Annotated in this window: 15 protein-coding genes; 7 read left to right on the top strand and 8 right to left on the bottom strand. The window is 35.7% G+C overall.

Annotated features, from left to right (window positions below; translation table 11 throughout):
• Positions 1-58 precede the first annotated feature (58 nt).
• The 3 genes from JM84_RS12810 to JM84_RS12800 all read left to right on the top strand — a co-directional run bounded on the left by JM84_RS12810 (position 59) and on the right by JM84_RS12800 (position 2,722).
• Positions 59-742, top strand: coding sequence for a cell division ATP-binding protein FtsE (locus JM84_RS12810; RefSeq protein ID WP_013751580.1), 684 nt, complete (start codon positions 59-61; stop codon positions 740-742).
• Between the two features lie 158 nt (positions 743-900).
• The gene (locus JM84_RS12805; RefSeq protein WP_013751581.1) at positions 901-1,782 is read left to right on the top strand and encodes a glycosyltransferase family 2 protein; all 882 of its coding nucleotides are present in this window, start codon (positions 901-903) and stop codon (positions 1,780-1,782) included.
• Complete coding sequence (locus tag JM84_RS12800; protein ID WP_013751582.1) at positions 1,775-2,722, top strand: glycosyltransferase family 2 protein; 948 nt, start codon at positions 1,775-1,777, stop codon at positions 2,720-2,722. Before JM84_RS12805 ends, JM84_RS12800 begins: the two co-directional genes overlap by 8 nt.
• On the opposite strand, the gene JM84_RS12795 is transcribed toward JM84_RS12800, so the two are convergent.
• Together JM84_RS12795 and JM84_RS12790 are read right to left on the bottom strand one after the other, a co-directional pair.
• Complete coding sequence (locus tag JM84_RS12795) at positions 2,705-3,097, bottom strand: sugar 3,4-ketoisomerase (RefSeq protein ID WP_013751583.1); 393 nt, start codon at positions 3,095-3,097, stop codon at positions 2,705-2,707. The genes JM84_RS12800 and JM84_RS12795 overlap by 18 nt on opposite strands.
• Complete coding sequence (locus JM84_RS12790) at positions 3,094-4,173, bottom strand: glycosyltransferase (RefSeq protein ID WP_013751584.1); 1,080 nt, start codon at positions 4,171-4,173, stop codon at positions 3,094-3,096. Before JM84_RS12790 ends, JM84_RS12795 begins: the two co-directional genes overlap by 4 nt.
• A 31-nt stretch (positions 4,174-4,204) precedes the next feature.
• Between JM84_RS12790 and JM84_RS12785 the strand changes: the two genes are divergently transcribed.
• Positions 4,205-5,338: a glycosyltransferase gene (locus tag JM84_RS12785; RefSeq protein WP_013751585.1), complete on the top strand. Its 1,134-nt coding sequence runs from the start codon at positions 4,205-4,207 to the stop codon at positions 5,336-5,338.
• A 4-nt stretch (positions 5,339-5,342) separates the two neighbouring features.
• On the opposite strand, the gene JM84_RS12780 is transcribed toward JM84_RS12785, so the two are convergent.
• The 6 genes from JM84_RS12780 to JM84_RS12755 all read right to left on the bottom strand — a co-directional run bounded on the left by JM84_RS12780 (position 5,343) and on the right by JM84_RS12755 (position 12,120).
• On the bottom strand, positions 5,343-5,882 hold the full coding sequence (locus JM84_RS12780) for a DapH/DapD/GlmU-related protein (protein WP_013751586.1): 540 nt from the start codon (positions 5,880-5,882) through the stop codon (positions 5,343-5,345).
• Positions 5,875-7,164, bottom strand: coding sequence for an O-antigen translocase (locus JM84_RS12775; RefSeq protein WP_013751587.1), 1,290 nt, complete (start codon positions 7,162-7,164; stop codon positions 5,875-5,877). Before JM84_RS12775 ends, JM84_RS12780 begins: the two co-directional genes overlap by 8 nt.
• The gene (locus tag JM84_RS12770) at positions 7,158-8,264 is read right to left on the bottom strand and encodes a DegT/DnrJ/EryC1/StrS family aminotransferase (RefSeq protein ID WP_013751588.1); all 1,107 of its coding nucleotides are present in this window, start codon (positions 8,262-8,264) and stop codon (positions 7,158-7,160) included. Before JM84_RS12770 ends, JM84_RS12775 begins: the two co-directional genes overlap by 7 nt.
• Positions 8,261-9,241: a GNAT family N-acetyltransferase gene (locus tag JM84_RS12765; protein ID WP_013751589.1), complete on the bottom strand. Its 981-nt coding sequence runs from the start codon at positions 9,239-9,241 to the stop codon at positions 8,261-8,263. Before JM84_RS12765 ends, JM84_RS12770 begins: the two co-directional genes overlap by 4 nt.
• 224 nt (positions 9,242-9,465) lie before the next feature.
• Positions 9,466-11,262, bottom strand: coding sequence for a translational GTPase TypA (typA, locus tag JM84_RS12760; RefSeq protein WP_013751590.1), 1,797 nt, complete (start codon positions 11,260-11,262; stop codon positions 9,466-9,468).
• Positions 11,263-11,700: 438 nt separating this feature from the next.
• Positions 11,701-12,120 (bottom strand): nucleoside-diphosphate kinase, encoded by a 420-nt coding sequence (locus JM84_RS12755; RefSeq protein WP_041295684.1) that lies wholly within the window; start codon positions 12,118-12,120, stop codon positions 11,701-11,703.
• A gap of 232 nt (positions 12,121-12,352) precedes the next feature.
• Here JM84_RS12755 and JM84_RS12750 point away from each other — a divergent pair, with 232 nt between their 5' ends.
• The 3 genes from JM84_RS12750 to JM84_RS12740 are packed head-to-tail and all read left to right on the top strand — an operon-like array spanning position 12,353 to position 15,104.
• Complete coding sequence (locus JM84_RS12750) at positions 12,353-13,369, top strand: DHH family phosphoesterase (protein WP_013751592.1); 1,017 nt, start codon at positions 12,353-12,355, stop codon at positions 13,367-13,369.
• A complete protein-coding gene (gene gldI, locus JM84_RS12745; protein WP_013751593.1) occupies positions 13,366-13,917 on the top strand; it encodes a gliding motility-associated peptidyl-prolyl isomerase GldI in 552 nt (183 codons plus the stop codon). The genes JM84_RS12750 and gldI overlap by 4 nt, the downstream gene beginning before the upstream one ends.
• Before the next feature lie 14 nt (positions 13,918-13,931).
• Positions 13,932-15,104 carry a peptidylprolyl isomerase gene (locus JM84_RS12740; RefSeq protein WP_013751594.1) on the top strand — a complete coding sequence of 391 codons (1,173 nt, stop codon included), beginning with the start codon at positions 13,932-13,934 and terminating at the stop codon, positions 15,102-15,104.
• Positions 15,105-15,144: the final 40 nt, after the last annotated feature.

The following is a 15,144-nucleotide window of genomic DNA, read 5'->3' as shown; positions in this document are numbered from 1 at the left end:
AGTAGCTTTAAAACACTTTCATCGAAATTCCGTTACTTTGAGTGTAATAATAAAATTTATGTCTACACCTGTTCTTGAACTCTCACACGCTGCTATATATCAGCGAGAAAATTTAATTTTATCTGAAGTTAATGTTACCATTGAACCAGGTGACTTTGTGTATCTCATAGGTAAAACGGGCTCTGGAAAAAGTAGTTTCATGAAAACGCTTTATGGTGATTTACCGCTCACAGAGGGAAAAGGGAATATTGTAGGGTTTGATCTCAATGGACTTAAGGAAAAGAATATCCCTTTTTTACGTCGTAAACTTGGTGTTGTTTTTCAAGATTTTAAATTATTAAATGACCGAACCGTTATCGAGAATTTAAAATTTGTTTTAAAAGCAACTGGATGGAAGGATAAGGCTGCTATGACAAGTAAAATAGATTCGGTTCTTGATAAAGTAGGCATGAAAAACAAGGGATTTAAATTTCCTTATCAGCTTTCTGGTGGAGAACAACAGCGTATTGCTATTGCACGCGCTTTACTCAATGATCCCGAGCTTATCCTTGCAGATGAACCTACTGGAAATCTTGACCCGCAAACCAGTGTTGAAGTCATGGAGGTGTTACAAGAGATTAATAAGAATGGGAACACTATACTAATGGCAACTCACGACTATGCGCTCTTATTAAAATATCCATCTAAAACACTGAAGTGTGATGGCAATAAGGTTTTTGAGGTTGTACAGAAAACAGTTTAAAATCTTTTCTGAGCATATATATTATCCAATTCATCAATAAATTGGTGTTTGATGGATAATGAAGTCTCCCTCATATAAATTAATGAGTGAGACTTCATATAGATTTTGGCTAGTAAAATGACTAAAACTTCTATTTAGCGTATATTGACATTACTTTAATGCTTTCTATACTTATCCCTACATATAATACTGACATCACAGATCTTGCCCAGTCTATCTGTGAGCAAGCACATCGTGTGAAAATTACTTTTGAAGTGATTTTCTGTGAAGATGCATCTTATCTATACATAGAAAAAAACGTACAACTTCTAGGAAACACTAACGTAAAACGGCTAATAAACGCTACCAATTTAGGTAGAACTGCCACCCGTTCTAAACTTGCTGATAACGCAACATATAGTTGGCTACTATTTCTAGATGCAGATGTTGCACTACCTTCAATAAATTTTATTGAAAATTATGTTTCGCATTTAAATTCATCCCATGATATTATTCATGGTGGTATATCATATGCTATAGATAATAACGATGATTTCACTCTTAGGAGTACATATGGAACACAAAGAGAAACACAACTAGCCAAAAAAAGATGTAAAACTCCTTATTTTATTATTTCTCAAAATATACTTGTAAAAAAGGAAGCGTTCTTAAAGCTCAATATTATTTCTTCAAACAAATATGGTCTGGATAACATATTCTCTTATCAAATCCTTAAACAAGGTTATGATGTCCAACACATAGATAATCCAGTAATACATCATGGTTTAGAAAAGAACGATGTGTTTTTAAAAAAGTCTTTACAAGCGATAGAGACTCTCATATATTATGAAGATAAAGGTATGATGGCCCATGACTTCACACGTTTACAAAAAAGCTATCTTACTCTTAAAAAGTATAAAGGAATACTTTTTTTTAGGGCTATTATAGGTAAGAGTTTGAAGTACGTTGAAAAAAAATTAATAATGAGCGAGAATCCATCTTTATTGCTTTTTGACCTGTACAGATTGCATCACTATTTAAATCTTAAAGAAAATGCCTAAATTTTCGGTAGTCGTACCACTATATAATAAAGAAAAAGCGATTGCTCAAACCATCGAAAGTATCATTAACCAGACGTTTACAGATTATGAAGTAATTATTGTAAATGATGGATCTACCGATAGTAGTATGGATGTTGTCGATAGATATAGTGAACATAAATTCGCTATATTTAGTAAAAAAAACGAAGGTGTTTCCACAGCTCGTAATTACGCAGTAAGTAAAGCACAAGGCACGTATATCGCATTTCTGGATGCAGATGATCTGTGGGAACCTGATCACCTTAAAGAGCTAGATAATCTTACATCCAAATTTCCAGATGCTGCATTGTATTGCGCTGCTTATCAAAAGCAGTATTCTCTATCGTTTACACGTACTATAAAAACTCCGTTGGGAGATAAACCCCAAGGGTGGCAAGGTTATGTAGATGATTATTTTCATGCGAGCCTTAAAGGTGCAGTAGCTTGGACCTCTGCTGTTGCTGTTACTAAGAAAATTTTTCATGAGCTTAATGGATTCGATACATCCATTACTTTTGGGGCAGGTGAAGATACAGATCTATGGATACGACTTGCGCTGGCATACAGAATAGCATACAGTAATAAAGTTACTGCTACTCACATTTTACATAGTGAAAACAGAATCTCAAATACAACGACTAAAAAACGTAGTTTTCTTGATTTAGATAAATACGAGCCTCAAGTAAATGAAAAGCCTAACCTAAAAAAATATCTAGATATAAATCGATACGCACTTTCCATACATTATAAAATAGCAGGAGACCAACTTAACTTCAAGAAGAATAGTAAAAAAATAAACCCCATTAATCTAACAACTAGACAGCAATTTCTTCTTAAAATGCCAAAAGCAATTGTTATAACTTTAAAAGAACTTCAACAATTTCTTATTCGACATGGTATTTACTTAAGTGCATATATGTAGTCGAAAAGTATCGTGTGAGCGTATATAATCTTCCTCATCATAAACATGCGATGCAAGCACCAGACAGACGGATCCTGAAGAAAAATTTTCAAGTTCTCGCCAAATATTCACATCAATCAATAAGCCTTCACTAGGATTATTAAGCATTACGCGTTCTTTAGTTGTACCATTATCGAGTATCACTTCAAAGCTACCGCTTACTGCAATGAGCAATTCTACACATTCTTTATGTGCATGACCGCCGCGATAGGCTCCACTAGGCACATCGTGTAAATAATAAACTCGCTTAATATCATGTGGAAACACACCATTTTCTATAACGGCAAGATTACCTCGTGGGTCTGTTATTCTTGGGATTTCTATAATTTTCTTCATAAGGAATTTATCAGTGCATTCCAGTCATTACTAATCCGTTCTTGTGACAAGTGTGCTACACTGTCTTTGGCATTTGATTTACAATGTGCTAAAAATTGTCCATCAAGAACTAGCGTACGCATAGCTACAGATAGTGCCTCTATCTCATAATTAGGAACTAATAATCCATTATGACCGTGTTGTACTATTTCACTAGGCCCAGACTCGCAGTCTACGCTTATCACTGGAGTTCCTAGTGACAATGACTCTACAAGCACCATTGGGAAACCTTCATAATGACTGGTAAGGAGTGTACACAAAGCTTTTTCTACAATAGATGATGGATTTTCTTGATAACCTATAAAGTAGACCTTGTCGGTCACTTTAAGTTTTTTGGCAAGATTGTATAATTTTTCCTTATCAATGCCTTCACCCATAATTACTAAGGGAAGTTTTAAGTTCGCTTTCGCGAAAGCTGAAATCATCAAACTAAAATTCTTAACATCATCCACCAGTCGGCCATAGCCTAATACATAATCATAAGGAAGCGCTAGAGTATCATTTATTTCTGAAAATCGCGGTATTGCATTATAGATATTGCTAATGTGTTTAAAACCATAGCGCTCTTTTATTTTCTTACATATACGTTTTGACACTCCAACAAAGTAGGCATCTTTATAGATATATTTCGTTATTGCAGCTGGTTTAGGGAAGTACATTTCTAAGTGACCACTTCTGACCATGCATAAAACATTTAAATTACGATACACATATTGTGTATACCAAATTTCTTTAAATAAGGAAGGTCGCGATCTATTATCTATAATTAAATGAAAGCCTTGAGATATTAGATATGATCTAAGTTGCCTTAAGTGATTCCATTGATCTAGCACATTATCATCATTTGATTTATAACTACCTAGATTAAAAAGTGTTCCAGCATATGGGACTTTAATGTCATCTCTTAACGTCACGATATGTACCGAGTGCCCTAGTCTGGATAACATAGTAGATAAAATCCCCAGCGATCGCTCTGCTCCACCACCTGCCAATGAGATGGTAACTAGCGCAATTTTTTTATGAGTATCTTTAGGCAACAGAAGAAATTTTGAATACCAAATATAGTCAATGCGCATCTTACTTGTAGGCGAATACAGCCGACTTCACAATTCGCTCAAAGAAGGACTTTTACAGTTAGGACACGAAGTAACGATTGTGGGTAGTGGCGATGGATTTAAAAACTATCCTGTAGATATTAGACTTGAAAGAGGCTATACTAGCGGATGGAGAAAAAAACTTAAGCTCATTATTCTCAAAATAACTAGCATTGATATTTCTGAGATCGCTCTACGAAAGTCATTCAATCTTTTAAAACCAAAACTTTCTGGTTATGATGTGGTACAACTTATCAATGAATCTAGTTTTGACACCACACCATCATTAGAACTAGAAATAGCTCAGTATTTAAAAAATCACAATAAGAAAATATTCCTCCTCTCTTGCGGTGCAGATTATCCAAGTATCACACATGCATTTACTGAGGAGCTTCCATACACTATAGTAACACCGTTTCAAGAAGAAAAGATAGATAAGAAATCTTTTGCCCCTGCTCTTAAGTATCTCGAGCTTGATTACAAGGAACTGCATAAAGAATTATATGAGCTTATAGATGGCGTGATTGCTACAGATCTTGATTATCACATACCGCTCAAAGATTATGATGCATATATAGGTTTGATTCCTAATCCCATAAACACAGATACCATTAAGAGCTTACCTCAGGAGAATACAAATCCTATTATCATCTTTCATGGCATAAATCGCGCAAACTATTTTAAGAAAGGAAATGATATTTTTGAAAATGCGCTTGCAATAATTAAAGAGAAATATGCTTCAAAAGTTACTATAATTACCACCGAAAGCTTACCCTATAAAACCTACATTAAAAAGTATAATAGCGCACATATTATTCTAGATCAAATTTACTCACATGATCAAGGCTATAATGCACTTGAAGCAATGGCAAAGGGTAAAATAGTATTTACTGGCGCCGGCAGTCACTTTAAGGAGCATTACAATCTTTTAGAAACTGTGGCCATAGATGCTACGCCAGATGTAGATCAAATAGTGCGCAGTCTAGAAAAACTCATTGAAAATCCAGAAACCATTGAGGAGATAAGAAGGAATGCTCGATTATTTATTGAAACTCATCATAATTATAAGAAAGTCGCACAAACTTACATTGACACTTGGAATAATTAATTCTTTAAGAAAAGCTAGAAAACGTTGTTCCCGCAGCTACATTTACTGTAACCTTACTTCCTGACGCTATCACGGCATTATCTCCTATAGTTACACCTTTCCAGATACTCACATTATTTCCTATAAAAACATTCTCACCTATAGTCACAGCTGCGCTAGACCCTGTATCTGATCTTCGGTATTCGGGATTAAGACTATGAAAATTACAATTATAAATACTACAATTTAAACCTATGGTTGTTCTGTCTCCTATAGTTATAGAAGACTCATTTGCAATCGCACAAAAGTTATTATTAATAGCAACGTCTTTCCCAAAGATAATCTCACTGCCCACTTTCCTTGCTTCTATATACGCATAGGTATTATAAAATAATGGCGAATTGATAACACCTATATGTACGCTTTCGCGAAAGCATACTTTTCCTTTACCATTAATTTGCGCAGGTTGATGAAGTACCGCATGGCCATCTATACTTTTATGTGATGAAAGTATTTTATACTTCCATATTCTAAAGGATTGTAATATGTTACTAAGTCTACTCACTTGCTGCAATTATTTTACCAAATAATGGTTTCCGAAAGATAAACAGTAATACCAATAAATGTATAAAATAACTAAAGCAATGTCCCATAGACGCTCCCTCATATCCAAATTTACGCACCAAGTAAATTCCAGAACAATAGATTACTCCTAGAGATATTATCTCTGTTATTAAAAATAACTTTAGATTGTTTGTTGCAATAATTTGATATCCTATCACGATGGAAGCTACCTTAAAAAAATCACCTAAGAGCTGCCATTTAAAAAGATGCGTCATGGGGATAAAATCTTCGGTAAAAACAAGTCCTATAATAAAATGACGTAGTAGAAATATTACCACAAGTCCAACTCCAAAGAGTGGAAGAACAGTTTTATAAAACCCAAATATCTCCTTTCTGAAGGATGCGTCTGTACTTGCCTTTGCGAGTTGAGGAAGTATATACAACGTCATTAGTGTGGCGACAAACTTCACATAATAACTAGATATTCTGGTCATTGCATCCCAGTAACCAGCACCATCACCTATCTCTTTACGTATGGCAATGTATACGAGCGGCAGCACAATCATAGAGAACAAAGCCATAAGTGTGTACGATCCTAGCTTTAGTAGCGCTGCTGTATCAAAGTTTGACCATAAAATACTTCTCAATACATCACCTTGCTTTCCTAATGCAATTAAGGTAATCACAAGTATCACTGCTGGACTTATAACTAGTGCAAATAGTGCACCTTGCACACCGTAGTATACAATACTTAACACCGCTATAGCAAGACCTAAAAGATTAGAAAATATTTGAATGTTAACCACCTTCTTATAAGCCGACTGCCCATTAATAACGGCTAGCAGAATACCGTTAAGTGTTATAAACGGCAAGGCTATAGCTAGCAATTTAAATACGTATATGTACTGTGTCCTTTCTCCAAAAACCTGTGTATTAAAATATGTTGCGCCTACATATAACACCGACGATACAATTAAAGTCGCAACGAGACTCACAATAACAACTGTAGATAATAATTTTGACAATAAATGACTCTTCTCATCACCGGTAGCTACATACTTGACAATACCGTTAGACAAACCTAGATTTCCTGCAGCTTGAGCCGAAGTAATAAAATTGCGCAGATAACCTAGCAATGCCATGCCACGCTCTCCTAGATAAATAGCAATAAGTTTTGAAGTTATAAGACCTCCTAAAATTTGAAGAATTACACTCACAGCATTTATCGAGCCTATCTTTAAAAGAGTATTATTACCTATACTAGCGCGTATTTTACTTAGCATCTAAAGTTGTTTAGCGCTGTTATAATTTCCTCAACATTTTCCTCTGATAATGCTGGTGATAGAGGAATACTAAGTACCTCATTATGCAATTGCTGACAAACGGGAAATGATTGCATATTGTACTCGCTAAGTGCCTCTTGTTTATGAGGAGGAACTGGATAATGAATATTAGTCCCTATCCCTTGATTTTGTAAGTGTGTCTGTAATTGATCTCGATAAACACTTCGTATCACAAACAAGTGCCACACATGATTTTCCTCTTTATCTAATTGAGGTAGTAAAATATGTTTATTATCAATCTTACTGAGATATTGGATCGCAATCTCACGACGTTTTTGATTTTGTATGTCTAATTCTCTTAATTTTATTCTCAAGAAGGCCGCTTGTAACTCGTCAAGTCTAGAATTAACTCCTGCATATTCGGCTACATAGCGTTCTTTAAAGCCGTAATTTCTATATTTTTTTACCACCTGAGCCAGCGATTCATTATCTGTGGTAATTGCTCCGGCATCTCCTAAGGCTCCTAGATTTTTAGTAGGGTAAAAACTGTGTGCACTCGCATCTGCTAGTGATCCGCTGCGATTTCCTTTAACATCCTTCGCTCCGTGTGATTGTGCGCAATCTGTAATTACAAATAGGTTATACGCTTTCGCGAAAGCGTTAATCCTTTCCATATCCGTAAGTTTCCCATACAAGTGTGTAGGTAACACTACTTTCGTTTTAAGAGTAATTTTATGTTCTAGATCTTCAAAATCGAAATTATATGTAAGTAACGAAGCTTCTACTAATACTGGAATCAAACCAGCTTGCTTAATAGCGATAATCGTAGCGATATACGTATTACTTGCAACTAAAACCTCGTCTCCTTCCTGAAGCTGTTCTAAGATTTTATAGCCTTCAAAAATGAGTCGTAAAGCATCGAGACCATTTGCTGTACCTACACAATGTGTTGTTCCACAATACTGAGCATATTCTGCTTCAAAGAGTTGCACCTCTTCTCCTAGTACAAACCAACCTTCCGCTAAAAAGGAATCGAACTTGTTTTTAAACTCCTGTTCAAAGGGAGCATTTATTTTCTTAAGATCTAAAAATGGAATCATACCAGTACGTTATTTAAATAGATATGATTTGCAGTGTTTATTTTAAAGTTTCGATGCACAAAAGTACGTGCGCCAAAACATTCCTTCCAATAAGTAAGTCCTTTATTGAGTTGTTTTCCTGCATTCTCATTTGATGTTCCAAAATCAAAATACCGCTTGTCTTTAAAGGTAATTTTTATAAGATGATTAAAGAGAAAGTCTAATGTACCTAAAGTTTGCTTTTTACTATTTGCCGAGATATACTGTACATGTGCTGTAGTACTTGTCTCAAATATTGTAGCACCACCAACAATTTGCCCATTATGGTAAACATTAAACTGTCTAATATTATTAGGGAACGCTTTCTTTAATAAGGTTATCTCTTCTATAGAGTGTGTAGGTTCCGCATTATGTTGCTCTTTAAGGTTAGGAATTAATATAACATCCCAGAAATCTTCAAGATTATCTTCTTCTTTAATAAGTAAATCGTGTTTTTGAGCTTTCTTTACACCTTCAAGCCTATTAGATTGAATCTGTATGTCATTTCTATAATCAATGACTGAGGCGCTATCCACTCTATAGCAAGCCCCTTGAACGAGTTGTAAAAGATAGTCTAGTCCTTCGCTAGGCAAACGATTGTAAAAACTAGGAATCTGCTTTAAGTAAAGCGTCTGGATATTTATGGACTCTAAATAAGTGAGTAGCTCTTTAAATAACTCTAGTACGTCCGCAATCTTGAGGGAGGCTAGCATTAATAATCCTCCATAAGTAAGTCCTTGATGACTATAGATTGTTTCTCCTTTAAGATTTGCCGGTAGCAGTGCGACTACTTTTTTGTTCTTATAAATCATCAGTGAGTTATCTATAAAACGATCAGAATGATACTCCATAAATGCCCTATTATGAAGAAATGTTGCGTTGCACGATAGCGCGACAAAATCGTTCCACTGGATGGTGTCCTTTTGTTGAAACTTATGGATGGTATAAGATGATTTCAAATACTGGGAGTTGCTCTATTAGTACTGTAAAATACAAACATAATTATATATAATCGTTGTTTTGATAGATGTTAGCCAGCGTATATAGATTTTCGAAATTTAAACGAGCTACCTCAAATACTAGACTTAAAAGCCACTACAAATAGTATCAATCACTATTGCCCATAAAAAAACCTACTCAGTACGAGTAGGTTTTTTCTATAGTATTTTTATTTCTAAGATTCTTAAGCTATTTTAAAACGCTTACGATCTACCTCTTTAAGGTAAACTTTACGTAATCTCAAGTGATTAGGAGTAACCTCTACATACTCATCTTTCTGAATATATTCTAGCGCCTCTTCTAATGAAAACTTGATAGCAGGAACAATCTTTGCCTTATCATCTGCACCAGATGAACGTACGTTAGATTGCTTCTTAGCTTTTGTGATGTTGATGTTCATGTCATCTTGACGAGAGTTCTCACCAATTACTTGACCTTCATAAATATCTTCACCTGGAGATACGAAGAATTTACCTCTATCCTGTAATTTATCGATAGAATAAGGAATTGCATTTCCATTTTCCATAGATACTAAAGATCCAGATATACGTCCAGGAATATCTCCTTTAAAAGGCTGGTATTCTTTAAAACGGTGAGCCATAATTGCTTCTCCTGCAGTTGCAGTAAGTAGTTGATTACGTAATCCTATAATACCACGTGATGGAATTAAGAATTCAATAATCATACGCTCTCCTTTTGCCTCCATAGAAAGCATTTCACCTTTACGCATTGTCACAAACTCAACAGCGCGACCAGATACATTTTCCGGAAGGTCAATAGTAAGCTCTTCTATAGGCTCACATTTTACTCCGTCTATTTCTTTTATAATTACTTGCGGCTGCCCGATTTGTAATTCATATCCTTCACGGCGCATTGTTTCAATTAGTACAGAGAGGTGCATTACTCCACGACCATACACTAAGAATTTATCTGCACTGTCTGTATCATTAACACGAAGTGCAAGGTTCTTTTCAAGCTCTTTTGTTAAGCGATCTTTAATGTGACGTGATGTTACAAACTTTCCATCTTTTCCAAAGAAAGGTGAATCGTTAATTGAGAAAAGCATACTCATTGTAGGCTCATCAATATCGATAGTTGCAAGACCTTCTGGGTTTTCAAAATCTGCAACAGTATCACCTATTTCAAATCCTTCTAATCCTACAATTGCACAAATATCACCAGCTTGAACGCTTGGTACTTTTAAACGACCTAAACCGTCAAAAGTGTGTAATTCTTTAATACGTGTTTTCTTAATAGTTCCATCACGCTTTACAAGAGATACTTGCATACCTTCTGTAAGTTCACCACGGTTAAGACGTCCTATTGCGATACGTCCTGTAAATGAAGAAAAGTCTAAAGATGTAATTAACATCTGTGTGTTACCTTCCTTTACTTCTGGTACTGGAATGTGCTCCATAACCATTTCTAACAATGGCTCGATAGAATCTGTTTCTTTCTCCCAGTCGTCACTCATCCAGTTATTCTTTGCACTACCATATACAGTAGGGAAGTCTAGCTGCCACTCTTCTGCACCTAATTCGAACATAAGGTCAAAAACCTTTTCATGTACAATATCTGGAGTACAGTTTTCTTTATCTACTTTATTAATCACCACACAAGGCTTAAGACCAAGGTCAATAGCTTTTTGTAGTACAAAACGTGTTTGCGGCATAGGCCCTTCAAATGCATCTACAAGAAGACATACACCGTCTGCCATATTCAATACACGCTCTACTTCACCACCAAAATCGGCGTGACCAGGAGTATCGATAATGTTAATTTTCGTTCCCTTGTACATTACAGAAACATTCTTAGAAGTAATTGTAATCCCGCGCTCACGCTCAAGATCGTTATTATCTAAAATAAGTTCTCCTTTAGATTCGTTTTCTCTAAAAAGCTCACAGTGATACATAATTTTGTCTACCAGGGTTGTCTTACCGTGGTCTACGTGGGCGATAATCGCGATATTCCTTACGTCCATAATGGGTTGTATTAATGCCGTGTTTTTGGCGGTGCAAAAGTAAGTATTTTTAATTAAAATATTTACTATTACTATATTATATGTGCTTTCTCCTTTTAAAATGAATCAAAAAGCACTCAAATTATTGAAATAAAACAGCTTAGTTAATATATCAGTCTACTATTCAGAGCGATTACGGCGTCATATTATATGGGCGTTACCCTACGGGTCAGGCTATCCGTTTTTACTCCTCCTCATTAAGAAAACCTCGCTATCAGCTCACATAAAAGTGAGATGGCTCGATGTTCTCAATTCGTGTGGGGTAACCACTACTATCCTTAACGCAACAATAGCTGTAAATAAAAATGCTTCTTCTATGTTATATAGAAGAAGCATTTAAAATAAATCCTAGTGTGTAAAAACACATGTAAGATATGTATATGTTTATTGCGCTAGCAATTAAAACATCTCACGTCCAGAAAAATGGAAAGCACCTTCAATAGCTGCATTCTCATCACTATCAGAACCGTGTACTGCATTTTCTCCCATAGAAGTTGCATATAAAGCACGGATAGTACCTTCTGCAGCATCTGCTGGGTTTGTTGCTCCAATAAGCGTACGGAAATCTGCTACTGCATTTTCTTTTTCAAGAACTGCTGCAACGATAGGTCCGCGTGTCATAAACTCTACAAGCTCTCCAAAAAATGGACGCTCGTTGTGTACTGCATAAAATGTCTCAGCGTCTGCCTTCGTCATTTGAGTAAGTTTCATTGCTACAATACGGAAACCGCTAGCAGTAATTTTTTCTAAGATTGCTCCGATGTGTCCGTTTTCAACGCCATCAGGCTTAATCATTGTAAAAGTTCTGTTTGTCATAATTCTTTAATTTCTGCAATGGCGGTATTATCTCCCTACCTTCACTTAGTTTTTAGATGCCCACGTGTTGGGCTTTTAAAATTTTCGCGAAAGCGTAAAAACTCTTTCTTGAAATCGCGTGCAAAAATACTGCTTTTTAATGTTACCACCATATTAAGTTTTCATCTCCTTGAAAAGCTAAATATTTAATCACAAGCAGAAATAGAGCACAGCAGAAATTGTATATTCGCAAACTATGAATATCTCTCAAATCTCAACAACAAAAGAGTTACTTAAAGACTCAAAAAGCATAGCTGTAATTCCTCATAAAAATCCTGATGGAGATGCTATGGGAAGTACACTTGCACTTGTAGCATATTTAAATAAAAAAGGTCATAAGGCAGTTGTAGTGGCGCCTAATGAGTATCCACATTTTTTAAAGTGGCTGCCAGGTCATGACGATGTACTTTTTTACACATCTAATACAACTAATGCAAGGGATGCAATAAAAACAGCGGACCTCGTATTTACGTTAGACTTTAATCATTTTTCTAGAGTAGGAGACTTAGAAGAGGTGCTTGATAATGTCAAGGCTCCATTTATCATGATAGACCACCACCAGCAACCAGCAGATTATGCTGCGGTTACTTATAGTGATACTGCCATGAGCAGTACTTGTGAGATGGTATATCATTTCATAAAAGCTTTAGGTGATGAGCAGCTAATTACTGCAGACATGGCTAGCTGTTTGTATACAGGCATCATGACAGACACTGGATCTTTTAGATTCTCATCTACCACCGCTACTACTCACGAGGTTATTGCTGCTCTTATTAAAAAAGGAGCAAATAACGACCAGATACACCAAAATATTTACGATACTAATAGCGAGTCTAGACTTCAACTCCTAGGTGTTGCTCTTAATAATCTTGTAGTCTTAAGGGAGTATAGAACTGCTTTTATTACTATGACGCAGAAAGAGCTAGATGACCATAATTTTCAAAAAGGGGATACAGAAGGTTTTGTAAATTATTGTCTTTCGCTAGAGGGCATTATATTTGCTGTGATATTTATAGAACATAAAGCAGATAGTATTATAAAAATGTCGCTTAGATCTAAAGGTGAGTTCTCTGTAAATGAATTTGCTAGAGCTCATTATAATGGTGGAGGACATACTAATGCCGCAGGTGGAAGAAGCGAGGTAGCACTTGCAGAAACTATTGCTAACTTTAAAGAGTTATTGCCTTCATATAAAGACCAATTATCATCATGAGAAATTTAATATTTCTGTTTTCTATATTCCTTATTGTTTCATGCTCTGAGACAGTTGCTCGCAGACCAGTTTCTCAAAAAACAGGATCTTACGTGAAGACAGAAACTATCTCTCGCAACAAAGAGCTTATTGCTCAAGATGAAGCAGCTATTAAGAAATTTATAGCTAGTGATACTTTAAACATCTATAACCCTTCACCTAATGGTTTTTGGTATTCTTATATTGCAAAAGATACACTAGGTAAGCAAGCTCCTCAAGTAGGTGATCTTGTTTTGTTTAATTACAACCTCGCAACAATCAACGGTAAGGAACTTGTTACGCAAGAAGAACTAGGAAATACGGTTACTCAAATAGATCAAAGTAATCCAGATATAATTACCGGAATAAGGGAAGGACTTAAATTAATGAAGGAAGGAGAAACAATGACATTTCTATTTCCTAGTTATAAAGCTTACGGCTATTACGGTTTTGAAGATAGAATACCTAGCAATACCCCAGTGCGTAGTACCGTTACTTTACTTGAAATAAAAGACCAATCAAACGAATAAATAAATCACAAACAATGAAGAAAACAAGTATGTTATTAGTTGCAGTAATTTTATCACTCTTTTCATGTAATGATAAATATCCAGATCTAGGAGATGGATTATATGCAGAAATCATCACAGATAAGGGAACCATGGTTGCAGAGCTTTTTTATAATGACGCCCCTGCAACGGTTGCAAATTTTGTTGCGCTAGCAGAAGGTACACACCCTCTAGCAGATAGCACATATGCTGGTAAGCCATTTTACAATGGATTAACCTTCCATAGAATCATAAAGGACTTTATGATTCAAGGTGGTGATCCTACAGGTACAGGTTCTGGTGATCCTGGATACAAGTTCTTTGACGAACTTACTCCTGAGCGTAGACATGATTCTGCAGGAGTTCTTTCTATGGCAAACTCTGGATATGCGACTAACGGAAGTCAGTTCTTTATTACACATAAAGCGACACCACATCTTGATGGTTATGACTCAAACGGAAATCTTAAAAACTGCGATAACCCTAGAGTAAGTTGTCATACAGTATGGGGTAAAGTAGTTACTGGACTAGAAGTTGTAGATGCTATTACAGAGGTAGAGCTTGAAGATCCACGTGCTGGAAAACCAAAAACTCCAGTAATTATCCAGCAAGTAAATATCATCAGAAAAGGAAGTGATGTAAAGAATTACAACGCTGGTGAGACCTTTACAAATGAACTAGCTGCCTTTGAAGAAAACAAAGCAAAAGAAGCTGCCGAAAAAGCAAAGCAATTTGCTGGTAAAAAAGCAGAACTTGATGCTAAGAGAGAAGGAATTGAAGAACTTCCTAGCGGATTAGGAATTTACTTTGATCAAAAAGGAAAAGGAATAAAGCCTAATACTGGTCAAAAAGTAAAAGTAGAATATGCTGGTTTCTTTACAACGGGAGAGTTATTTGATACAAGTAGCGAAGAAGTAGCTGCTGCAAATAATAAACTAGACGACCGTAAGAAAGCTGCTGGACAATACAAACTTCTTGAAACAGTATATAGCCCAGAAGCTAGACTTATTGCTGGATTTAAAGAAGGATTACAATTAATGTCTATAGGTGATAAAGCAACACTATTCATCCCTTACCACTTAGGATACGGAGCACAAGGTTACCCTGGTGCAATACCTCCTAAGGCAGATCTTGTATTTGAAATTGAACTTGTAGAGATTGTAAAGTAATACAAACATTACAACCTATTAAAAAAGCTATCCATCTACG

The organism is Dokdonia sp. Hel_I_63 (assembly GCF_007827285.1).
In the GTDB taxonomy this organism is placed as follows: Bacteria; Bacteroidota; Bacteroidia; order Flavobacteriales; family Flavobacteriaceae; genus Dokdonia.
The sequence above is the reverse complement of the archived record's forward strand: the minus strand, read 5'-3'. Positions and strand labels throughout refer to the sequence as shown.